The organism is Acidobacteriota bacterium, from assembly GCA_016208495.1.
GTDB lineage: Bacteria > Acidobacteriota > Blastocatellia > Chloracidobacteriales > Chloracidobacteriaceae > JACQXX01.
In genome coordinates, this window is record JACQXX010000100.1 from 20,123 (window position 1) to 43,322 (window position 23,200).

Sequence of the window (23,200 nt, forward strand, 5' to 3'; positions counted from 1 at the left end):
GCTTCTTCCTTGTGAGGACAACTCGGAATCAGGCGTGTTTGGGAGGTGGAATGAGTGGGGGAAATTTTGGATCAGGCCGCACCAGACAGTACCAGTTGGGGAGAGGCTGAGCAATTTCAGCCTGGATCGAGAGACACATCAGTTTGGACGGGAGTTTGGCAATACAACAAAAACAATCTTCGTTCTGGCATTGCTCGGGAGTGTCTGGATGATGCTCGGAATTGCAATGTACTGTCGGGTCTGTTTGGGTGACGAGGGGGTTTTCTTCGTGGTGTGAAAACTCATCAGTACAGGGTTCGTTGCAATGACAGGTTGGACTGACGACATAACTCAAAACGACCAGACAGGCAAAACAAACCCGCAGAAGCGTTTGTATCGGTTGTATTTGCCGGTGGATGAGTTTCACTGCTGCCTCGCCAAAAAAATAGGTTTCCCAACTTAGCACAAACTACCGTGCGGCTCAATTCAAAGGGAAACGGTGACACACTTACACCTGGTTGGAGTGTCCGAAGTGAAAGAAGGCGCAAACGTTACCACAAGCTTTCATTGACGGCCAATTTGTGAGGGGCACAGAGCGCGCTCAGCCGGAATACCATCTCCGTTGCCGAAAAGGTCGTTTTCGCCCGGATGGGCGGTGGAAAGTAGCCGGTGGGCAGCCTGCTTTGAGGCGCACCCACCGGAATCCAGGCCGAAAAACGGTTCGCGCCCGGATGGGCGCCGGAAAATCAGTTTGGTTTGAGTGGTTGAGTTTCGACAACCGTGTGGCTTTGTTCCAGCGCCCATCCGGACGCGATTCGATCTGGGTAGGGTCCCGGTGGTAGCTCGCAAAGCCTCGCGACCACCGGCTACTGTCCATCATCCTCCGGATGGGAAATGTCAAGATCAAGCGATCTTTCCGCAACGGAGGAAATACCATTTTTAAATTATCTCATCATTCCGTACTGAAACCCTCGAACTGGCTCAATTTTTGTAAACAGCGGATTTTCAACCCCCTGACGCTGGGCTGATTCATACACTGCTTTGGCATCTACCCCATGAGCGAGCAACTGGTAACCCAGCAATGCCACCCATTGCCCGGCATATTGAGCCTGGTGTTCTTTTATCCAACGTTGCTCATCTGGCCAGGTCGCTCGTTTGGGACCGTCAGATGGTGTTGATTCTGTCGAAACATCCGCTTCAGATTTCACTAAAACAGCTTCAATTCGCTGGAATTCTTCAATTGGGATTACCACTGCAATTGGATTCTGATTTTCGTCAACCAAAAACTGTTTAGGGATATTACTCATGATAATCCAACCTTTCTCATCCAGGATGTTCTGAACACAGGCAAACCAGGTTTCAAAAGTCTACAGGTTTTCAGAAAAAGATACAGAGTTCGAACTGTAGTTTGCTTCCATCTGATGAATCAACCAACTCAAGTCAAATCAACAACTTGAATACCACGAAGGAAAGATTTTCACAAGCTCAAGCTTGAACTCTGGTTACTACTTGCAGGAAGATGCCTGCTCAGAATCTTGCGCATTATTTCAAAGGACATAAAACATAGAACGCCTACCCGCTGATGCAGGTGGCATTGACCTCTTTTATTTCAAGGAGAACCCAACTGCGTGTCTGAAGATTTCTCAACTGCTTTTCTGACCCCTGCCCAAAAAATGGCCGTGACGGCGCCGCTTGAATCCCGACTGGTGCTGGCTGGTCCCGGAACTGGAAAAACCCGGACACTGGTTCATCGGGTCGCCTATCTGATTTCAGAACTTCGTCTTCCGGCTGAAAGCCTGCTTGCGGTGACTTACACCAACAAAGCCACTGAGGAAATGCGCCACCGGCTGCGTCGGATGGTGCCCGATGATGCCCAGCGGCTGTCGGTGGGAACGTTTCACTCGTTTTGTATTCGGGTGCTCCGGCAACATTATGAAGCCCTCAACATGCCGAAACACTTTGCCGTCACCGATGAAAGAGGACAGCTCAGTGTGCTCCAAAAAGTGGTGCCGACGTTGCGCGATACCAATGACGCCAAACGGCTGCTCGGACAACTCAGCTCGTGGCGGATGTCAGAAGCAGCCCAGCGGTCTTCGTTGACTGATTTTCAAGAAGAGACACTCAAAAAATATCTCACTGAGCTTCGCCGCCAGGCATTGATTGATTTTGACGACATTTTGCTGCTGACCTTCAAGCTATTTCACAAGCACGCCGACGTCTTAAAGCACCAGCAGGCACAGTACCAATCCATTTTAGTTGATGAATTTCAGGACACCGACTTGCTCCAATACCGCATTCTGAAACAACTCACGGGCTTGCAGACCCCGGTGTTTGCCGTGGCCGATGATGACCAGTCCATTTTTGCGTGGCGCGGGGCCAATCCGGAAAACCTCCGGCAATTTGTGGCTGAGTATTTGTCCAGTGACAGTGAACCGCACGTGATCAAGCTCGAAGCAAACTATCGCTGCAGCGGCTCGATTGTTGCCGCCGCCAACCGAATGATTGCCCCAAGTTTGCGTTTGTTTGACAAAGTGCCAACGGCGGTCAATGAAACCGGCGGGCCGGTGGAAGTTCGCGAATTTGACACCGACCAGGAGGAAGCCGAAGCCATTGCCCAGGAAATCGAGGATCTGGTTCAGGATCCAGGCCAGAACCTGACCTATCGCGATCTGGCGATTTTGTACCGTCGCCACCAGATTGGCGAGGTGCTGGAACTGACGCTCCTGAGTCATGGGATTCCCTGTCAGGTGGTGCGTGGGGCAAGCCTGTTTGACCTGCCGCGAATCCAGCGCGTGCTGGCCTTGATGCGGGTACAGCTCAATCCGAAAGATGAAGTCAGTTTACAGGCTCTGGTCAAGGAATATCTCGACGATCTGTTGTTTCACAAAGTCGAAGCCCTGGCGCGGTCGTGCGGCTCGCTTCGTCTGGCGCTCTGGAAGCGGTTGAATGCCAGCGACGGTGATCATGCCGAGCGGCGTCAGATTGGCCGGGTGGTCGGAATGCTTTCGACGGCCAAAGCCCTGTATGAAATGCAGCCCGGACTTTCGCTCAGCGAATGGGTCCAGGCGCTCAATCTCTACCTTGAAGCCGAAGTCGTGCAGCGGGTTCAGGACACGGCCAGCCAGCAAGATATGCAGCGGATTTGTGACCCGCTCGGAATTCCGGCGCTTGAAACAGCGGCGCGATGGCTCGAACGGCTTGGAATGCGTCACGGTGTACTCGTGATTGCTGCCACCGATGAAGCCAACGAACTGGCGGCGGCGTTTCTGCTCAAGCCGCTGCTGGCGAATGCCCCGTTTGGTGTCAGCACCTGGCGGGCAATCGAGGTCAATCCAGTACCAAAAGGCAAACCGATGCTGCTCCTGGCACTTGATCCGGAAGCCGAAAAAGAAGTGCTGCACCATCATCAGTTTATTGCGATTCTGGCCGTGACGACGGTTGATTCGCCGCTTCCAAAATCCAATCCGCCCAAACGCAACCTGCCGACCAGACTGATTCCAGCCGGTGAAGCCGGGCCGCAGCCTTCGATGTTTGTCACGCTGTGGAAACTGGGCCAGGCGTATCAGGGCTTGCGGAGCAATGTGTTTTTGCCTGATTACACCGCTGTGGATATTGAAACGACTGATCTTGACCTTGAACGCTGTGACATTGTCGAACTGGCTGCCGTGCGGGTACGCAATGGTCAGGTCGTGGCTGAATTTTCCGAATTGCTCAAGCCATCTGTTCCCATCAGTCCACAGGCCGAAGCCGTGCATCATATCAGCGCCTCAATGGTGGCGACTGCCCCGACGTTTGAACAGGTCGCGGCTGAATTTCGGGCCTTCATTGGTTCTGACACGCTGGTGGCGCACAACGGACTTGGGTTTGATTTCCCAATCCTGATGCGGCGGCTCCGAACGGCAGCACAGGCCGCACAACAGCCAGTCCAGGGGCTTGAGAATGCGTTTTTCGACACGCTTCCGATGGCTCGCCAGCTTTATCCGGACGCCAAAAAAGCCACGCTCGAATCACTGGCTGCGCGGTTTGAAGTTGACCCCGGCTCCAGTCATCGTGCGCTGGGCGATACGCGCACGCTGGCGCTGGTTTTTGAACGGATGAAAACTGACTATGCCGAAGCCCAGCGGGCCCGCAACGGCTTTGACACGCTCGGATGTCTGGCCGTGGCGATGCTGCTGGAAATGGATGAACTTTCAGCCGAGAAATCGCCGCTCTTCCGACTTGGCCGCCGCCAGTGGACCTCGGAAAATACCGAAGATCTGGTCAAAACCCTGGCAACGGCGGCTGAAGGCCGGGATGATGGCAGCGGCGAGCAATTGCAGGCGGCGTGGCACATGGTGATTCAGGAATGTGCCGACAGTCAGTTGTCACGCGATGCCGCCCAGGAAACGGAAAGTTATCTGCGGTTTCTGGAACTCCTCAAACGCTATGACGGGCGACCGCTGGCCGAAGTGATCCAGGAATTCGTTGATTTTACGCGTCTCTTTCAGCAGCAGGATGGTTGGAAAGAACGCAATGCCGTGACATTGATGACGATTCACGCCGCGAAGGGCCTGGAATTTCCCTTTGTGTGGATTGCCGGTGTTGATCAGGGCGTGATTCCGACCTATCAGGCAATCAAGGCCGAAGGCAAGCTCCGGGCGGCCAAAGTTGATGAAGAACGTCGTCTGCTCTATGTCGCGATGACTCGGGCACAAACCAAACTCATGCTTTCCTTTGCCCATCAGCGCAAGGGAATGGACACCGGCCCGTCCGAATTTTTGCGGAGCCTGTGACACGGAAAGCTTTGGAGTGCGGTGACTTGTCACCGCTTTTCCATACAGCGACTTGTCGCTGCTTTTCGGTGGTTCCAGGTTGAGGAAGTTGCTATTGAAAGGAGATCCCGTGGTGAAGAAAAAAACACCTCGTCAGTTAAAGGCGTTGACTCCGAAACCAGTTGAAACGCCGGAAGAATCACCTGGGCGGCTTTTGAACGATATTCGCTTCTTAATCGAAGAAACCCGTGGAAGAATCGCTCGGGCGGTGAATTCCGCGTTGGTTTTACTGAACTGGCACATTGGTCATCGAATCCAAACTGAAATTTTAGGACACGAACGTGCCGGTTACGGTGATCAGGTTATTAAATTTCTGTCAGAAAAACTGACGGCTGAATATGGCCCTGGCTACACACGAACAGCTCTTTCGCGAATGGTTCAATTCACTGAGAGGTTTCCTCAAATAGAGATTGTCGCGACACTGTCGCAACAATTAAGCTGGAGTCATTTTATTGAAATCATTCCACTTAAAGACTCTCTCAAGCGCGACTTCTATGCCGAGATGTGCCGGATTGAACGCTGGTCGGTGCGGATGCTCCGAGCCAAAATTGACGGGATGCTCTTTGAACGAACGGCGATTTCCAAAAACACGGATGAATTCATCAAACAGGAGCTGGAAAATTTAAGAGCCGAAGACCGGATGACGCCCGATCTGGTGTTTCGAGACCCGTACCTGCTGGATTTCCTTGGATTAACCGGTACTTACAGCGAAAAAGATCTGGAGAATGCCATCCTGCGCGACCTGGAAAAGTTTCTGCTCGAACTTGGGTCGGATTTTGCTTTTGTGGCCAGACAAAAGCGCATCAACGTTGACGACGAAGATTTTTACCTCGATTTGCTGTTCTTTCATCGGCGATTGCGGCGACTGGTGGCGGTTGAATTAAAGCTCGGCAAGTTTATGCCGGCTGATTCCGGGCAGATGGAATTTTACCTCCGGTATCTGAACCGCTACGAACGATTGCCGGGCGAAGAATCTCCACTTGGCTTGATCCTTTGCGCTGGAAAGTCAGAGCCACGGGTTGAGTTGCTCGAACTCGAACAGCGAGGAATTCGGATTGCCGAGTATTTGACCGAACTTCCACCCAAAACCACGCTGGCCCTCAAACTGGCTGAAGTCGTTCGTCTCAATCGTGAACGGATAGACAATTTCACCCCAGGGAAAGAAACACCATCATGACCGATTTCTCGTAGCGGATTTTGCGCTCCGGTTTGGGAACAAACTGATCAACACCTGGTGCCATTTGAACAGCAAAAACCAGATATAGCTTTTCAGATAAATATTTCTGTTCAGAGTAACGCCTTCAGGCGTGAGACGTGCCGGGTGGGACGGAAGAAAAAATCTCTCGTCTAAAGACGATACTCTGAACCTTTTTCTGAAAGGCTATAGCATGAACACCCTCAGCTCAACATCACCAGCAAGCCAGGTATGTCAACCTGGTGTCCGGCGAAGCTTCAGGTTTGGGAATCCGATCAAAAAACTGGCAGCCGCTGGTGGCTGCCTATCCCACCCGCTCAGACATCTGGTACTGACAAAATTTCACCTGGTTTTCCTTCAAAAACAATTTTTCCACGATCAAAGACAAACACCTGCTCGCCGAGGGCTTTGACTTCGTCGAGGTTGTGTGAGACATAGAGGATCGGGATTTTGAGTTCCTGTCGGAGCCGTAACAAGTCGTCAATCAACGACTGTTTGGTGACTGAATCCAGAGCGGAAAGCGGTTCATCGAGGAGCAGAATTTCAGGGCGCACAACCAGTGTCCGGGCCAGGGCGACCCGCTGACGTTCACCGCCTGACAGGGCACTGGGAAAGCGGTCAGCCAGAGTTCCAATTCCAAACTGATCAAGCATGGCCTGGGCTGTCGGTTGGGCGGCTGTTTTCGGCAGATGAGCGAGTCCATAGGCGACGTTTTCAATGACGCGCAAGTGTTCAAACAATCCCAAATGCTGAAACACATAGCCAACTCGCCGTTCCCGCAAGGCAAGATTGATCTTTGGATGTGAACCACCATTCGATTCAAACAACACCCGATTCCCAAGTTGGATATGACCCGAGTCAGGTTGATGAATTCCGGCAATACAATTGAGCGTTGTGCTTTTCCCCGACCCTGACGGCCCAAAGAGCACGGTAATCCCAGCCTGAACGGTGAAGGTCACATCGAGTGCAAATGGAGTTTGCCCCGAAGTAAATTGTTTTTTGATCGCCACCGAAAAGTGCATAAAGCGGATGCCTGCCTTGTCTCAATGCCTCAGAGTAGACTAAAACATCCTTACACATCGAGTTTGATTTTCGGAATTCACCCACAAACCTTCATTGCACAAAAGGACAGGTCCCCATGTTGGTCCCAATGGTTGTTGAGCAAACAGCGCGTGGCGAGCGTGCTTTCGATATTTATTCACGCCTCCTGAAAGAAAACATTATCTTCATCAATGGCGAAATTGACGATGATATGGCCAATGTGGTCGTGGCTCAGATTTTGTTTTTGGAGGCGGAAGACCCGGAGAAAGATATCAACATCTATATTAACTCACCGGGAGGGAGCATCACGTCGGGTCTTGCGATTTATGACACCATACAGTTCGTCAAACCAGATGTGGTGACGCTGGGTATCGGAATGTGTGCCAGTATGGCGGCGGTGCTGCTGGCTGCTGGCACCAAAGGGAAACGCTGTGCACTCCCCAACACCTGCGTCATGATCCATCAACCGCATATGGGTGGACGCGGAATGCGTGGCCAGGCAACGGACATCAAGATTTATGCCAATGAAATCATCCGGTTACGCGAAATCATCAGTGGTTTGCTCTCACACCACAGCGGAAAACCTTTTGATCTCGTTGAGCAGGATGTCGAACGTGATCGGTATCTAACCGCACCCCAGGCCCTGGAATATGGCTTGATTGATACCATTTTGGATCGGCGGGAACTTCCTGCAAAAGAAGGGAAATAATACCAGTTTGTAGTCAGTAGTCAGTAGTCAGTAGTCAGTAGTTCACTAAGTTTATTTGATTGAATTACTTGACTGTTTTCTCATACGAGGACTCCATTGCAAATTGGTATCAAGGACATACATTCGAAACCCCTGACCCCCTGACCCCCATAAGCGCCAGGATAAGAATCCTTGTGTCCTTTCCGTTGGCATTGAACGATTCTTTTATCGGGATTGGGCCGCGTCCTGGCCGTGACCGTGGGCTTCGCACCACGGCTATTACACAACGACCCTGCGGGCCTAAAACCTATGCCCCTGACCCCTGACCCCTGACCCCTGACCCCTGACCCCTGGTTTCATCACCACTGGTGGCGGGCGGCGGTTAGTCGGTTCACACTGTAAAGCAATAGGGCTGCCACAACTGACATTACACCTGAGAGCATTAAGGCTTCTGAATCACGACCGGCAGCGACGGCGTCATAAATCGCCAGTGCTGCCGTTTGTGTTTTTCCAGGAAGGTTGCCGGCGACCATCAGGGTGGCGCCGAAATCTCCGAGGGCCCGGGCAAAGGCCAGGGTTCCAGCGGCAGCCAGTCCCCTCCAGGCCAGCGGGAGTGTGATAGTGCGTGCTACGCGCCATTCCGAAGCACCTAGCAACCGGGCGGCGTTTTCGGCTTCAGTCTCAACCGCTTCCATGGCAGAACGAGCTGACTTCACGACCAGTGGAAGCGCCGACATAAATGCAGCCAGTACGGCTGCTGTCGGGGTAAACACCAGTGGATTGCCGAAACAATTTTCCCAGACTCGACCAATCACCGACCGATTTCCAATCACAACCAGCAGATAATATCCCAGTACCGTTGGCGGCAGCACCAGCGGCAATGTCAGGAGCACATCACACCATTCCTTACCGGGAAACCGAAGTTTGGCTAGTACCCAGGCAAACGTCGCTCCGACAGCCAGTGCCAGTGCACTGGCAGCCAGGGCGACTTCAAAGGAAAGAAACAGGGGATGAAATGGGATGGTTGATGACATGAAACTTATGACAAGGTGACAGGGTGACAAGGTGACAAGGTGACAGAATGACAAGGTGACAGGGTGACGGGGTGACAAGGTGACAAGGTGACAGGGTGACAGGGTGACAAGGTGACAAGGTGACAGAGTGACAAAACCTTCATTTCCTGAGCATCTTGTCAAAAAGTCATTTTGTCAAAAGGTCACCCTGTCACCTTGTCACCTTGTCCCCTTATCAGTTACTTCCATTCCGGCAGGCGGCCTGGTGTCCAGGGAGCATCGGCGGCTTCGAGGGCTTTATCGAGGTTCTTGAGGTCAACTTCGAGCAGCGTGCGCAGCTTGGCGAGTTCAACCTTGAATTCCTCATCCGCCACTTTCAATGAATCAACATGGGTTTGGGTCGGACGTGACGTGGACATCCGTTGTTCGCTCAGGATGCCTTCGATCCGTTCCGAGATTGATGGTGGTGTGGTTTCGTTCCGGGCACGGAGCACCACGTCGCCTCTGAGCGCCATCAGGATGGCGTTGAGCCGTTTTTCAATGCCCAGCGCATCGTCCATCAGCTTGTTGTCAGCCTGGGGTGTTTCGTGAATCGCCTGTTTGATCTTCTTCAGGCGGGTTTTGGTGTCACCAGCAATTTCGAGTGCCCCAGAGACCACGCGTTTCAGCTTCATCGTTTTTTGCTGGAACTCGGTGAGCGCCGCCAGATCCGCCGGGTTCATGGTGTCAGTGCCTTCGGCGACAACCGAAAATTCCTGTGGTTCAACCAGTTGGGTCAACACTCCATCCACCCGTTTGGCGATGTTGACTTTATAGCGTCCAGGCATGACCAGGGCCCCAAAACTACCACTGTCTTCATCAACAAAATCGGGTTGGTTTTCTGATGGAAGCTCTGGTTCCGGTTCACGAAGATCCCAGGTGACGCGGTTAAACCCAGACTGGTTTTTGCCTGTGAGTTTGCGGACCACTCGACCACTGGCATCCGTGACTGTCACCAGGATGGATGGTGGTTCTTCTTCGGCTTCGGCTCGTAACTGGTCGGGTGTTGGATAGGGAGCTGTGGTTTTCTTTTTGACGGCTTCCTTCTCACCTTCCTGGCGCTGTTGTTTTTTGGTCTTGAGTTCGTCTTTCAGGTAGTAAGTAAACGTGGCGCCAAACGGTGGGTTTTCTGCTGTGAAGTAATTGGCCCCCTGTGAGCCTTTTCCGTTTTCCCCAATCGGACGCGACTGGATGTAGAGCAAAGCTTCACGAGTCGGATAGAGCAGGCACTCTGGTCCATTCAGGGCTTCGGCTGAGATGTTCCGCAGAGCTGAATAATCATCCAGGACATAAAATCCACGTCCAAAGGTCGCGACCACCAGGTCATTTTCCCGTTTCTGGATGGCCAGGTCGCGGACCGCAATCGTCGGCAAGCCGCCCTTTAACTGGATCCATTTCTGACCGCCATTGGGAGTGAAGAAAAGTCCAAATTCGGTGCCGGCAAAGAGTAAATTCGCAGTGCCGTGATCTTCAGCGATTGCCAGGGCTGGACCGTTCACCGGAAGGTTGGCTTTGAGCGAGGTCCAGGTTTTTCCGGTGTCGGTACTCTTGAGCACATAGGGTTTGAAGTCGTTGTTTTTGTGGTTGTCAAACGTGGCATACACCGTGGCGGCATCGTGCTGCGAGGCCAGCAATCGGCTGACATAGGTGGTTTCAGGAACTTCAGGAAATTTTTCCACCTTGCGCCAGGTGGCTCCGCCGTCTTCACTGATTTGGATCAATCCATCATCAGTTCCGACATACAGAAGACCTTCTTTTTTGGGAGATTCAGCCAGCGCGGTAATGTTGCCATAGGGTGAGGTCGAGACACCTTTGGCCACGGCATCGGCTTCCCAAACACGTCCCATGACCGGCAGGGAATTGCGGTCAATGCGCCGCGTCAGGTCGCCGCTCACGGCTTTCCAGGTATTTCCACGGTCGTCGCTGCGGAACAGTTTGTTGGCGGCAAAATAGAGCCGCGTGTTGAGGTGTGGACTGATGATCAGCGGTGAGTCCCAGTTCCAGCGATAGGCTTCTTCGCCTTTGCCTTCAACCGGCTTGATTCCGGTCCGTTGGCCGGTCCGTTTGTCATAGCGGGTCAACCCGCCGTACTGATATTCGGAATAGACAATGTTTGGATCAAGCGGGTCAACTTGCTGGCGGAATCCATCGCCGCCCTGGGTGACAAACCAGTCGGAATTGACGATCCCAGAGGCGCTTCGGGTGCGTGACGGTCCACCCAAACTGAAATTGTCCTGGGTGCCGCCATAGATGTTGTAAAAGGGTTTCGCGTTATCAACCGTTACATCATAAAATTGGGTGACTGAGAGGTTTGACTTGTAGTTCCAGTTCGCCGCCCGGTCAAAGCTTTCGTAAATGCCACCGTCACAACCAACCAGGTAATAACTGGTGTCATTGGGGTCAACCCAGATGACGTGATTGTCAACGTGCTTGTTTTTCTCACCCAGATTTTTGAGCGTCTTTCCACCATCGTCGGAAACTTTGATCAGCACGCCCATAATGTAAATGCGCTCGGCATTTTTGGGGTCAACATAAATGTGGGCGTAATACTGGGCCTGGGCGTCATAGGGGTTGCGCTTTTCCCAGGTGGCCCCGGAATCCGTTGACCGGAAGATCCCTCCGGCTTTATTGGTGGATTCAATCTGGGCATAGACCATCTGTGGCTCAGTTGGGGCAATGGCCAGCCCGATACGGCCCATCTGTTCGGTTGGCAGTCCCGAAGAGAGTTTATTCCAGGTCTTGCCGGCATCGGTTGACTTATGGATCGCGCTTTCAGGACCGCCGTTGATGAGCGTCCAGACGTGCCGCCGCCGTTGATAAGCCGCCGCATAGAGCACATCCGGGTTGGTCGGGTCCATGGCAAGATCGCTCACGCCGGTGTTTTCGCTGATTGAGAGGACTTTGTCCCAGGTTTTGCCATTATCCGTGGTTTTATACAGACCACGATCACCACCTGGTCCCCAGAGCGGTCCCTGGGCCGCCACATAGACGTGGTGGCTGTTGCGCGGGTCAATCACAATTTTGCCAATGTGTTCCGAGGCTTTGAGTCCCAGATGCTTCCAGGATTTTCCTCCGTCATCCGAACGATACACACCATCGCCATAGCCGACACTCCGCTGGCTGTTATCTTCGCCGGTGCCGACCCAAACCACAGATGGGTTTTTCGGGTCAAGCACTACGGTTCCAATCGAATAGGAACCTTCTTTGTCAAAAACAGATGCCCAGGTGGTTCCGGAATTGGTGGTTTTCCAGACCCCGCCGCAGGCAACGGCCACATAGTACTGCGCGCGGTTTTGGGGATGAACGGCAAAGTCAACGATCCGCCCGGAAGTCAACGCTGGACCAATCGAGCGCAATTTGAGCCCGGAAAACTTTTCAGATGCCAGCGGATCTTTGGGTTTGGAGTCAGTGGAAGCTGGATTTGGATCGGAAGATTGCTGAGCTTGAACCATCGCAAAGGTTGGCGAGAGCACGGCAATCAAAAAGAGAGACAACAAGGCACGAATTTTCTTCAAAACCCGATTCTCCTTTTTATGGAATTGTAAATTTTTAGGAGTGGAATAGCGACGGTTGAAATTTTGACGCAAGCGAACCGATTATGCCCGGACCGGACCTAAGTAGCAATTATTTGAAAGCAATCTAGGGAAGTAAAGACTTGCGTAGCGCACACTTGACTTGACTTTACGTCAGTTTCTCCTCTCAAATCCAACGTTCATTCAGTTGATTTAACCGTTTTCAGACAGCTTGTCCCGTGAAAACCTCTCTTTTGCGGCAGCCGTCTTTTTTCAAACTCAGGATCATATGACATTACCGATGCTTCGCTTTTTTGCCCGTTCTGCTGCCCTGTGTGTATTGATGCTGGCGACCAGCCTGACTTTTTTGGTGCAGGCAGCGCCATTTAAAGACGAACATATTGAAGTTGAACTGGTTTCCGAAGTGGAATCCATTCAGGCCGGACAGCCCTTTTGGGTTGCCCTGCGCATGAAGACCGAAGATCACTGGCACACTTACTGGCTCAATCCCGGCGGACCAGGGCTTCCGACCTCCCTCAAATGGAAACTGCCTGCCGGATTCACTGCTGGCCCGATTCAGTGGCCATATCCCGTCAAAATTGTGACCGAAGGGTTGGTGAGCTACGGGTACGAAGAAGAAACCTTCCTCCTGGTTCGTCTCCAACCGCCTGCCACCTTAAAACCTGGTTCCACAATTGAACTGGCCGTTGCGGCTGACTGGCTGGTCTGTAAAGAAATCTGTCTGCCGGGCCATGCTGATTTGAAACTGGGCCTGACTGTGGCGGATGGGGTTGCTAAACCTTCCTCCTGGTCCGAAGCCTTTTCCGCCACCCGCGCCAAACTCCCACTTGAAGGCGCTGATTGGAAGTTACAAGCCGCGATTCAAAATGACAAAATTCTGCTGAAAGCGACCCAACCGGCTGATTTCAAAGACCAGCTCAAACAAATCGTGTTTTTGCCTCAGGAAGGGCTGGTCATCGAAGACGACGCCCCCCAAACCGTCAAACGGGTCGAAAACGGCTATCTGATTGAACTCAAACGGTCAATGATTGATCCGTCAAAGGTGCCGACCAAACTGGAAGGGATTCTGATTTCAGAAGGCTGGCGCGGTGAAAAGTCAGAACGGTCATTGCGAGTCAATATTGAGATTGAACCAGTTGTCAAACTCGGCAATCTGGCCGCCGTGACTGAGACCACCAAGCCCGGTGCTGGGGCCAAACCTGGCGCACCAGCTTCGTTTCTGACCATTCTGATTGCCATCGGGTCAGCGTTTGTCGGCGGATTGATTCTCAATCTTATGCCCTGTGTGTTGCCGGTGCTTTCAATCAAAGTTCTGAGTTTTGTCCAACAAGCTGGCGAAGACAAAAGCAAAGTCTGGAAACACGGTGCCGTGTTTACCCTCGGGGTGCTGACCCTGTTTTGGGGGCTGGCCGGGTCGTTGCTCATCCTGCGGGCTGGCGGAGAGCAGATTGGCTGGGGGTTTCAGCTTCAGTCGCCGGGATTTTTAATTTTTATTTGTTCGCTGCTATTTTTACTTGGACTTAACCTGTTTGGTGTATTTGAAATCGTGCTCAACGTCGGCGGCAACCTGTCGTCCCAGTCTGGCTATTCGGGGTCATTTTTCAGCGGCGCACTGGCCACGCTGGTCGCAACCCCTTGTACTGCACCGTTTATGGGATCAGCGCTTGGGTTTGCGATTGCCCAGCCACCGATTGTTTCGATGCTGATTTTTACCTCGCTCGGGTTGGGAATGGCCTTTCCATACTTGATGCTTTCGCTGTTTCCGGCCTTGATGCGGTTTGTGCCGCGGCCCGGTGTCTGGATGGAAGCCTTCAAGCAGTTTATGGGCTTCCTGATGATGGCCACCGTGGTTTGGCTGGCGTGGGTGTTTGGACTCCAGGTCGGCGTGAACGGCTTGATTGCTTTGATGGCTGGTTTTGTCGTGATGGGGATTGGTGCCTGGGTTTTAGGCCGCTGGGGCAATCTGATGATGGCCTCGCGGACCCGGTTGATTGCCCACGTGGCGGCAGGAGTTTTAATTGCCAGTGGAATTGGGCTGGTTTGGGTTAATTCAAGGGATGTGGCGACAACAGCTTCAGCCAATACTCAGCCCACAACCACAGCCGAAGGGATTACCTGGGAACCATATTCTCCTCAGCGGTTTGCCGAAGTTCGAGCTGCGGGGAAACCGGTGTTTATTGATTTCACGGCTGCCTGGTGCCTGAGCTGTCAGGTCAATGAAAAAGTCGCCTTGAGCAAACCTGAAATTGCGGCTGAGTTTAAAAAGCGTGGCATTGTGACAATGAAGGCTGACTGGACATCGCGCAACGAAGAGATTACCCGCAAACTTGCCGAGTTTGAACGCAACGGCGTGCCGCTGTATGTGCTCTATACCAAAGATCAGAATCAGCCCCCAATGGTTCTGCCCGAAGTTATTACCCCCGGCATCGTGATGGATGCCCTGCAAAAAGTGAATTAAATCCGCAAATTGAATCTGTGAACCTTAGTTTTTAGGAGATGATAGCAATGACAACAAAGATGAAGAACCTTGCATTACTCGCCATTTTAGGTGTTTTTCTGGTGATTGGCTGCAGCCCGGTGAATGGTGCCGGTGATGTGGCTGTTGGCGGTGCCGCCCCAAATTTCACCGGTACCGATAGCCATGGGAAAACCCACTCATTAACCGATTTCAAAGGCAAGTTTGTGGTTTTGGAATGGTTTAACCCGGACTGCCCGTTTGTAAAGGCCCAATATGATCCAAAACACATGCAGGAATTACAAAAGCTCTTCACCAAAAAAGGGATTGTCTGGCTTTCGGTTGATTCCTCAGCCCCTGGAAAACAGGGTCACTTAACCCCCGACCAGGCCAATGCGGTGTTGAAAGAAAAAGGCGCCGCGCCAACGGCATTGCTGCTTGATCCAGAAGGCAAAATCGGTCGCCTCTACGGTGCCAAAACCACACCGCATATGTTTGTGATTGATCCGAGCGGAAAACTCATCTACGCCGGCGCGATTGATGACAAACAGGGCAAAAACTATGTCAGGGCCGCACTCGAAGAAGCTCTGGCCGGCAAGCCTGTGAGCCAGGCTGCCACCCAGCCCTATGGCTGCTCAGTAAAGTACTAATGCCAGTCAGTAGTCAGTAGTCAGTAGTCAGTAGTCTACTAAGGGACCCAGAAGAAAATAAAATCCCACTGAAATCGGGTTCAGGGTTCAGGGTTCAGGGTTTCGGCGATGAGTTGACTGATCCCACTCAAGATGAAGACTGGGGAACTGGCGGGTACCACTCAACGTGGAGTATCTGGTTGATTGAATTACCTGGCTGTTTTCCAGTACAAAGTTTTTTCCAAGATGGTATAACCTCATTGAGGGTTCAGAGTTGGAGGGGAACGAACAGTTTTTGAATCGTTTCGTCCTGAAGTTTCAATTTCTTTCCCACAGGTCGCGCCAGTCGCGACCTTTTTCATTCGAACGGGATCGGTTTTTGGCTCAGAGTTCAGGCTTTATCCGCTCCCGTTCGGTACCAGTGTGAAACAGAAGTTCCGAATGATGGATAGGTTATCTCATTGAATCAAAATGTTTTGACCTGTTCATAATTCATAATTCATCACTGGTATTTCCAAGGAGAATTTGCATTGATTGCCACAGCAAGAAAAACAACCAGACGCCGCGTTGGGTCTTCGTCACGGCGCGCACGGCGCCATTCACCAGTTCAACATACGCTGACCGGGAATTTCCGAATGCACACGGCCTTTCCCTCCAAATTTTTGCCGCAGGCCAGAAATGTCCTGGTCTATTTGCCGCCCGACTATGAAACCAATGCCACCCAGCACTACCCGGTTTTTTACATGCACGATGGGCAGAACTTGTTTGACGCCGCCACAGCCTACATCCCTGGAAATGACTGGCGGGTTGATGAGACGGCTGAAGAGTTGATCAAAAAAGGTCGGATGGAACCGGCGATTATTGTCGGCATTTACAACACCGGAGTGCATCGAATTGATGAATACACGCCCACCCACGATCCTCGGGTTAAAGCTGGAGGGAAGGCTGACCTCTATGGTCGGCTGATTGTCGAAGAGTTAAAGCCGTTTATTGATACGGTGTACCGGACGCTTCCTGGGCGCTTACACACGGCGCTTGGCGGTTCGTCATTGGGAGGATTGGTAACATTGTATCTGGGGCTCAAATACCCGCATGTCTTTGGCCGGTTGGCGGCACTTTCGCCTTCACTCTGGTGGGATCAGCACTGGCTGGTGCGCCAGTATCAGGCACTTCCTGGCAAGCTGCCCTCAAAAATCTGGCTCGACATGGGGACGCGTGAAGGCCACACCGCCCTGGCCCCAGTGCAACACTTTCGGGATGCTCTGGTCCATAAAGGGCATGATCTGGACGTTGATTTGCGGTACTTTGAAGCCAAAGGTGCCCGCCATGGCGAACGAGCCTGGGCCAAACGCGTAAAACCGCTGCTCAGATTTTTGTTCCCACCTCAGAAGTGAGTGGAGAATAAAGGATGAAGAAACCCTCGGGTTCCGGGGTTTTGAAACCAAAAAACCGGAACCCGGCCTTTCTTCATTCTTCATTCTTCATTCTTCATTCTTCATTCTTCATTCTTCACTTCTCCAAACCCATATTTCTGAAGGATTTGCTGGCCTTCCTGGCTCAGGGTAAATTCCCTGAACCGTTTAGCCTGGTCAGGATGCCGGGTGCGCTTGAGGATGCACAGGGTCTGGTTGAGCGGTTGATAGAGTGCTCGATCAATCGGAAACAAGTGTCCTTCAGATCGAGTGGTCACCAAAGATTTGGCCACCAGGCCGATGTCGGCATTCCCGGTGTTGATATACTGGAACGCCTGGCTGATATTTTCTCCCATAATCAATTTTGTTTGGATCTGGTCATAGATTTTGGCTGCTTGCAGCACCTGAACGGCTGCTTTGCCATAAGGGGCGTGGTCTGGGTTGGCAATGGCAATTCGACGGATGGCTGGATTGGTGAGTTCGGTGAGCGAGGTTATTCGAACGGGGGTATCTGCCCGTTGCCAGCCAACCAGATATCCCTGGGCATAGGAAGTTGTTGATTTTTCAAGAACCAACCCCTGGTTGCGGAGTTGGTCGGTATAGCTTTGATCAGCGGCGAAAAAGAGATCAATCGGGGCGCCTTGTTCGATTTGGCGGGTCAACAAACCCGTTGAGCCAAAGTTGATTTTTACGGATTGACCGGTTTTTTGTTGAAACAGAGTCGCAATTTCCTGCAAGGCCGGATTCAAATCAGCCGCCGCGGCGATCTGTAACGGCTCGTTGGCTGGTTGGTGTACTGAGGATGTACATCCCGCCCCAGCCCAGGCGAAAACCAGTATTAGAAAACAAAAGAGATTTTTCATGGATCGTGTCAACCGTTCAGGTTTCGGAAAGCTTCATTGAAACTGTCTTTGCGTGGTTCAACCGGCTATGTTATAACCAGTGCCAGTCTTTGACACCTCGTTCCTTACCTGAGGTCAAAAAGAATCCCAAGTCTGAGCCAACTTTCATACTGATCTGGTTCTTCGCCAGCCCAAGGAACAATCTGTGCCACGTGAAATCATTGGAAAATTAAATGCTGACGGCCTGCGATGTGCCATTGTCGTCAGTCGCTGGAATGATCTGGTTGTCAACCGATTGCTTTCGGGGGCAACTGATACCCTGGAACGTCTTGGAGGCTCGCCTGACTTATGGGCGATTGTCCGGGTGCCGGGCTCCTTTGAAATTCCTTTGGCAGCGAAAAAACTGGCCATCAGTGGAAAGTGGGATGCCATTATTTGCCTCGGAGCTTTGATTCGAGGTGAAACACCGCATTTTGACTATATTGCCGCAGAAGTCACAAAAGGAATCGCAGCTGTGTCCCTTGAATCAAACATCCCGATTACCTATGGGGTCTTAACGGCTGACACCGTTGAGCAAGCCCTGAATCGGGCTGGTTTGAAAGCTGGGAACAAAGGGGTTGAAGCTGCGATGGCCGCGGTGGAGTTATTCAACCTCTACAAAGAACTTTCAAGTTAGGGTGCAGAGTGCACTGGAACCGATTCCTCTGGTGTTTTCTGCCGACCCAGAGCTTTCCCAGTTCCGGCCTCTTAATTTTTTTCCCGTCTGTAGGATTTGAAATATTATGGGTGTTCGTCGTAGGGCTAGAGAGTGCGCCTTACAAATGCTCTTTCAATTTGATTTAGCAAAACCAACTCTTCCAGAACTTCTCAAAACATATTGGGAAGAACTCAATGACACCAGTGGCGATGCTCAGGAATTTGCCACCAATCTCACCCTGGGGGTAATCGCCCATCTTGATGAGGTTGATGCGTTGATTCGTCGGCGCACCGAACACTGGCGAATTTCCCGGATGGCGGTGGTTGACCGGAACCTCCTTCGGTTGGCGGTCTATGAATTTTTGTACGAGCCTGAGACGCCAAAAACCGTTGTCATCAATGAAGCCCTTGAAATTGCCCGGCGCTTCAGTACCTATGAAGCGACCCAGTTTGTCAATGGAATCCTGGATGGCATCAAGCGGGACTTAGAGGGCAATGAAGAGGACCAGGCGCCGTTGACGCCTCAAAGTTCGTCTGCAACGACCGCGTAACAATCTGTGATGGAGACTAACCGATGAGCCTTGCCGGGACACTTGAGGAACTTCCTCTGGCGGACATTCTTCAAATTATCAGCCTTGGCCGGCGCACCGGGATTCTGACGCTGCTCACTGCGGATGGTCGCTTTACGATGTCCTTTCGGGATGGGCTGGTGGTTGGGGCAACCGAAGCCCAGGGCCGTCCACTCGGGCAGGTGCTGATTGATTCCGGGCTCATTACGGCGGCGCAACTGGCAGCCGCGCTGGATTTACAAATCTCTGGCGACTGGAAACCACTTGGTGCCATCCTGGTTCAGCAAGGGGTGATTGTGTATGACCAGTTGGAGGATGTTGCCCGCCGTGAACTTGAACGGATTACCCGCCGGATTGTCCAGCTTCAAAAAGGAAATTTTAGTTTTCAAGTGGCGGAAGTTCCCACCTATGGCAGTTGCCGTTTGAACGCGCAGGAAATGTTGCTCGAAACTGCCCGACAGCACGACGAACTCCGTCACCATCAAGCGCTTCAGACTCTCAGCGATCCCAATCCCCGCAAAGGCTACATTCTCATTATCAACCCCCACGGTGAACTGGTTTTGCCTCTGCGCCAAGCCCTGGCAAACCTTGAAGTCGAAGTCCATGCCGTGAGTAATCTGGCCCCAGAGGCACTTGTGACCGGGTTTGATGAACTGATTCACAGTGGATTACCGGCCCTGGTCATCGCTGATTTTGAGGAACTCAACCCGCAACCTGGTGGGGAGCCAAGGCTGGCCTGGAAGTATTTGAAAGAGATTGGGGAGCGTTCCATCACGTTGATTACCGCTGAGTACCCGGCTCAGGTGACACAGGCGATGCTGGATGCCTTCAATCCATTGCGGATCCTGTCACGTCCGAATGTACGGAGCCTCCAGGGCTCTATTTCACCCCACGCCCAATCCCAATTGACGGCTTTTGTCGAGCATATCAAAACGGTTGTCGCCCAATTGACCAGTGCCTCACTTTTTGAATCAATGCATCCGGACGCGGCTGACTTTTTTTCGGATGTCGGGATTCCCATTGTTTTGCCTGAACGTCAGGATGAAGGCTCTGAAAAGCGATTGCTTGAACTCCTCCATGAGTCCATCTCTCAGTTAAAAAATCCGGACGAAACCACGGAAGTTTCCTTGTTGTTAATGCGATTGCTGGCTGAATGCTTTGACCGGGCGCTCTTTTTTCTCGTCAGGGGCGATCAACTCATCGGACGCGGTGGGTTTGGGTTTTCAGCGGCGGCTGAAAAAGCAACGGCTAAAGTCCGTAAATTGCGCATTCCACTTGCGGAAAGCGATACATTCGGCCAGGTGTGTGCTCAGGGAAAGCCATTTCGCGGAAATCTCAACCCGCACTGGTGGGTCAAATATATTCCGGTTGAAGTCGGTGAATGTCCTTCGCGTGAAATTGTGATTTACCCGCTCCAAACCCAGGGCGGAACGATTGGACTGGTCTATGCCGACAACTCAATTCATCATAAACCACTTTCGAATACCCACGTCCTTGAGATTTTTCTGTTCCAGGCCGGGATTGCTCTCGAAAACCGCAACCTGCAACAACGCCTGATGGGCCGCTCGGCAAGCTAGGTGACCGGGCTGAAGACATCGGGCTGAAGACATCGGGCTGAAGACATTGGGCTCAGGGCTTGGGGCTGAAGACACCGGGCTCAGGGCTTGGGGCTCAGGGCTGAAGAACTGGTTTTATTTCATCCCTCATCCTTCATCCCTCATCCCTTTCTGTGCCCCGAGCTTGCGAGACTTCAGCCCAACTCCTAACCTCTCATTCTTATCTCTCACACTTTATGACCACTCCTGTGACACATTTCCGAACCTGTAATTTGTGTGAAGCCCTCTGTGGCATCGAAATCACGGTGAACAACCAGGACATCGTTTCGATTCAAGGTGATCGCCAGGATCCATTTAGTCGTGGCCATATTTGCCCCAAGGCCGTGGCGCTCAAGGATGTTCACCTGGATCCAAATCGGTTGCGGCAACCAGTCCGCCGGACAGCAACTGGCTGGGAACCAATCAGTTGGGAAACCGCTTTTGATGAGGTTGCCACCCGGCTGCGAAGTGTGCAGGCCCAGCACGGCGTGAATGCGGTGGGAGTGTATTTGGGAAACCCGAATGTTCATAACTATGGTTCGATTCTGTTTGGCCCATTGTTGCTCAAAGCACTGGGTACCAAAAATCGGTTTTCGGCCACTTCAGTTGATCAGTTGCCGCACCATTTCTCAGGTTTCTTTTTGTATGGTCACCAATTGATGCTTCCAATTCCGGATATTGATCGGACTGACTATCTGTTGATTGTGGGCGGGAATCCAGTGGTATCAAACGGAAGCCTGATGTCGGCACCTGATGTCGCCGACCGGTTAAAGGAAATTCGGCAGCGTGGTGGAAAAGTGATTGTGGTTGATCCACGCCGGACTGAAACCGCAGCAATCGCGGATGAACATTTTTTTATTCGCCCAGGAACCGATGTCTTTTTTTTGCTGGGAATGCTCAACACCCTGCTAGTTGAAAACCATGTCCAGTTGGGGCGGCTGGCGGAGTTTACCGACAACCTGGACCAGCTTTGGCCCCTGGTCGAAGCCTATTCGGCGGACGCGGTGGCTGGCGTGACTGGTATTCCGGCTGATGTTATTCGGCGGCTGGCACATGATTTTGCCGCCGCACCTTCGGCGGTGTGTTATGGCCGAATGGGGGTTTCAGTCCAGGAATTTGGTGCCACAACCCAGTGGTTGATTCAGGTGTTCAACATTGTGACCGGCAATCTGGATCGTCCAGGCGGAGCCATGTTTACCTTGCCAGCCTTTGATGCCGTTGATTTGACTGGGCGGATGGGGCGCAACGGTCATTTTGGAAAATGGAAAAGTCGGGTTCGAAACCTGCCTGAATTTGGCGGTGAACTCCCGGTCGTGGCCATGGCTGAGGAAATGTTGACTGAAGGTCCGGGGCAAATTCGGGCGTTGGTGACTTCGGCGGGAAATCCGGTGCTGTCAACGCCAAATGGAAGTCAGCTTGAAACGGCACTTGCCGGTCTCGATTTTATGGTGTCGGTTGATTTTTATATCAACGAAACCACCCGCCACGCCCATGTCATCTTGCCGCCCACGGCTGGATTGGAGCATGAAAACTACGATGTGGTTTTTCACGTGCTGGCCATTCGGAACACGACCAAATACACCTCGGCACTTTTTCCGGCTGATTCAACTTCCCGCCATGACTGGGAAATCTTTTTAGAACTGTTTTTGAGACTTGGTGGGAAACATATTCCAGAGAAGGAGCAGCGGCGAATCAAGCGCTGGCTGACCAAACGCAACGCCCCCGAAGTCGTTTTGGATTGGGCATTACGGAACGGTCCCTATGGCTCCCGATTGTCACCAGTCTCTCAACAACTCACCTTGCACAAGTTGAAACAACAACCGCATGGCATTGATCTTGGGCCGTTACAACCCTGTTTACCGCAACGGTTATTTACCCAGGATAAACGCATCAACCTTGTCCCCGATGTGTTTACCAGCGATTTAACACGGGTCCAACGCCGATTTTCAGAAATTGCCCAGGAAGTGCCTTCCGATCAATTATGGCTCATCAGCCGCCGCCATTTACGGAGCAATAATTCCTGGATGCACAATGCGGTTCGACTGGTGCGTGGAAAAGACCGCTGTACCTTGCTGATGAACCCGCAGGATGCCCAGAACCGGCACATTGAGCATGGTCAACAGGTGGCGATTTCTTCGCGTGTCGGCAAAGTCCAGGCCAAAGTTGAAATCACCACTGAAATGATGCCAGGTGTTGTGAGCCTTCCTCACGGTTGGGGGCACCATCGGGAAGGTATTCAGATGGATGTCGCTCAGAAATTTGCGGGTGTGAGCGTCAATGACTTGACGGATGATTCGCGACTTGATGAATTGAGCGGGAATGCGGCCCTGAGCGGGGTGCCCGTTTCAGTTGTGGGAATTGGTTAAATCCCGTTGAAGAGAGGGAACGACAGCCAGGGTCAGGATTGAACCCACCTGTAAAATAGATTGACAGTAAAAGCAAAAAGGAGGAGCGATATCGCTCCTCCTTTTGTTTTGATCAAACCAGATCAGCTACCGATTTATTTGTTGTAGCGGTAGGTGGTGTACTGGGAATCCATCCGGGTATCCTGACCAGCCGAGAACTGGAACATACAGCTATCATCGGTGTAGTCCATAAAGTTGGTGATCGGGTCGTTGCCGGCGATTGAAGCGCAGCTATTGCGGCCAGTTGGGCAGCCATACGCGGCTGAGCGTTCGGCTGGCGTGTCAGACACCAGGTCGC

At 52.2% G+C, this 23,200-nt stretch carries 18 protein-coding genes; 10 read left to right on the forward strand and 8 right to left on the reverse strand.

The window, feature by feature from the left end:
- Positions 1 to 28: 28 nt before the first annotated feature.
- The 3 genes from HY774_20425 to HY774_20435 form a co-directional block, all read right to left on the reverse strand.
- Entirely contained in the window at positions 29 to 406 is a 378-nt protein-coding gene (locus HY774_20425; GenBank protein MBI4750851.1) for a hypothetical protein, read from the reverse strand.
- Between the two features lie 137 nt (positions 407 to 543).
- Positions 544 to 783, reverse strand: coding sequence for a hypothetical protein (locus HY774_20430; GenBank protein MBI4750852.1), 240 nt, complete (start codon positions 781 to 783; stop codon positions 544 to 546).
- Between the two features lie 140 nt (positions 784 to 923).
- Positions 924 to 1,286 carry a hypothetical protein gene (locus HY774_20435; protein ID MBI4750853.1) on the reverse strand — a complete coding sequence of 121 codons (363 nt, stop codon included), beginning with the start codon at positions 1,284 to 1,286 and terminating at the stop codon, positions 924 to 926.
- Between the two features lie 321 nt (positions 1,287 to 1,607).
- Between HY774_20435 and HY774_20440 the strand changes: the two genes are divergently transcribed.
- Both HY774_20440 and HY774_20445 read left to right on the forward strand, forming a co-directional pair.
- The gene (locus HY774_20440; protein ID MBI4750854.1) at positions 1,608 to 4,751 is read left to right on the forward strand and encodes a UvrD-helicase domain-containing protein; all 3,144 of its coding nucleotides are present in this window, start codon (positions 1,608 to 1,610) and stop codon (positions 4,749 to 4,751) included.
- Between the two features lie 112 nt (positions 4,752 to 4,863).
- Complete coding sequence (locus HY774_20445) at positions 4,864 to 5,967, forward strand: DUF1016 domain-containing protein (GenBank protein ID MBI4750855.1); 1,104 nt, start codon at positions 4,864 to 4,866, stop codon at positions 5,965 to 5,967.
- Positions 5,968 to 6,302: 335 nt separating this feature from the next.
- On the opposite strand, the gene HY774_20450 is transcribed toward HY774_20445, so the two are convergent.
- A complete protein-coding gene (locus tag HY774_20450; GenBank protein MBI4750856.1) occupies positions 6,303 to 7,007 on the reverse strand; it encodes an ATP-binding cassette domain-containing protein in 705 nt (234 codons plus the stop codon).
- A gap of 116 nt (positions 7,008 to 7,123) precedes the next feature.
- Here HY774_20450 and HY774_20455 point away from each other — a divergent pair, with 116 nt between their 5' ends.
- Positions 7,124 to 7,735: an ATP-dependent Clp protease proteolytic subunit gene (locus HY774_20455; GenBank protein MBI4750857.1), complete on the forward strand. Its 612-nt coding sequence runs from the start codon at positions 7,124 to 7,126 to the stop codon at positions 7,733 to 7,735.
- Between the two features lie 338 nt (positions 7,736 to 8,073).
- On the opposite strand, the gene modB is transcribed toward HY774_20455, so the two are convergent.
- Both modB and HY774_20465 read right to left on the reverse strand, forming a co-directional pair.
- Entirely contained in the window at positions 8,074 to 8,748 is a 675-nt protein-coding gene (modB, locus tag HY774_20460) for a molybdate ABC transporter permease subunit (GenBank protein MBI4750858.1), read from the reverse strand.
- A 218-nt stretch (positions 8,749 to 8,966) separates the two neighbouring features.
- Positions 8,967 to 12,218 carry a glycosyl hydrolase gene (locus HY774_20465; GenBank protein MBI4750859.1) on the reverse strand — a complete coding sequence of 1,084 codons (3,252 nt, stop codon included), beginning with the start codon at positions 12,216 to 12,218 and terminating at the stop codon, positions 8,967 to 8,969.
- 349 nt (positions 12,219 to 12,567) lie between these two features.
- On the opposite strand from HY774_20465, the gene HY774_20470 reads away from it, so the two are divergent.
- The 3 genes from HY774_20470 to HY774_20480 all read left to right on the forward strand — a co-directional run bounded on the left by HY774_20470 (position 12,568) and on the right by HY774_20480 (position 16,777).
- Positions 12,568 to 14,757, forward strand: coding sequence for a thioredoxin family protein (locus tag HY774_20470; protein ID MBI4750860.1), 2,190 nt, complete (start codon positions 12,568 to 12,570; stop codon positions 14,755 to 14,757).
- A gap of 59 nt (positions 14,758 to 14,816) precedes the next feature.
- Positions 14,817 to 15,404, forward strand: coding sequence for a thioredoxin family protein (locus HY774_20475; GenBank protein MBI4750861.1), 588 nt, complete (start codon positions 14,817 to 14,819; stop codon positions 15,402 to 15,404).
- Between the two features lie 614 nt (positions 15,405 to 16,018).
- On the forward strand, positions 16,019 to 16,777 hold the full coding sequence (locus HY774_20480) for an alpha/beta hydrolase (protein MBI4750862.1): 759 nt from the start codon (positions 16,019 to 16,021) through the stop codon (positions 16,775 to 16,777).
- Positions 16,778 to 16,878: 101 nt separating this feature from the next.
- Here HY774_20480 and modA read toward each other — a convergent pair whose 3' ends face one another.
- Positions 16,879 to 17,658: a molybdate ABC transporter substrate-binding protein gene (gene modA / locus HY774_20485; GenBank protein MBI4750863.1), complete on the reverse strand. Its 780-nt coding sequence runs from the start codon at positions 17,656 to 17,658 to the stop codon at positions 16,879 to 16,881.
- A 184-nt stretch (positions 17,659 to 17,842) separates the two neighbouring features.
- Between modA and HY774_20490 the strand changes: the two genes are divergently transcribed.
- The 4 genes from HY774_20490 to HY774_20505 all read left to right on the forward strand — a co-directional run bounded on the left by HY774_20490 (position 17,843) and on the right by HY774_20505 (position 22,863).
- Positions 17,843 to 18,313 carry a 6,7-dimethyl-8-ribityllumazine synthase gene (locus HY774_20490; protein ID MBI4750864.1) on the forward strand — a complete coding sequence of 157 codons (471 nt, stop codon included), beginning with the start codon at positions 17,843 to 17,845 and terminating at the stop codon, positions 18,311 to 18,313.
- Positions 18,314 to 18,419: 106 nt separating this feature from the next.
- Positions 18,420 to 18,884 carry a transcription antitermination factor NusB gene (nusB, locus tag HY774_20495; protein MBI4750865.1) on the forward strand — a complete coding sequence of 155 codons (465 nt, stop codon included), beginning with the start codon at positions 18,420 to 18,422 and terminating at the stop codon, positions 18,882 to 18,884.
- Positions 18,885 to 18,907: 23 nt separating this feature from the next.
- Entirely contained in the window at positions 18,908 to 20,479 is a 1,572-nt protein-coding gene (locus tag HY774_20500) for a DUF4388 domain-containing protein (GenBank protein ID MBI4750866.1), read from the forward strand.
- Positions 20,480 to 20,694: 215 nt separating this feature from the next.
- A complete protein-coding gene (locus HY774_20505; protein ID MBI4750867.1) occupies positions 20,695 to 22,863 on the forward strand; it encodes a molybdopterin-dependent oxidoreductase in 2,169 nt (722 codons plus the stop codon).
- A 134-nt stretch (positions 22,864 to 22,997) separates the two neighbouring features.
- On the opposite strand, the gene HY774_20510 is transcribed toward HY774_20505, so the two are convergent.
- A partial coding sequence (locus tag HY774_20510; GenBank protein ID MBI4750868.1) for a zinc metalloprotease occupies positions 22,998 to 23,200 on the reverse strand: 203 nt, incomplete at its 5' end.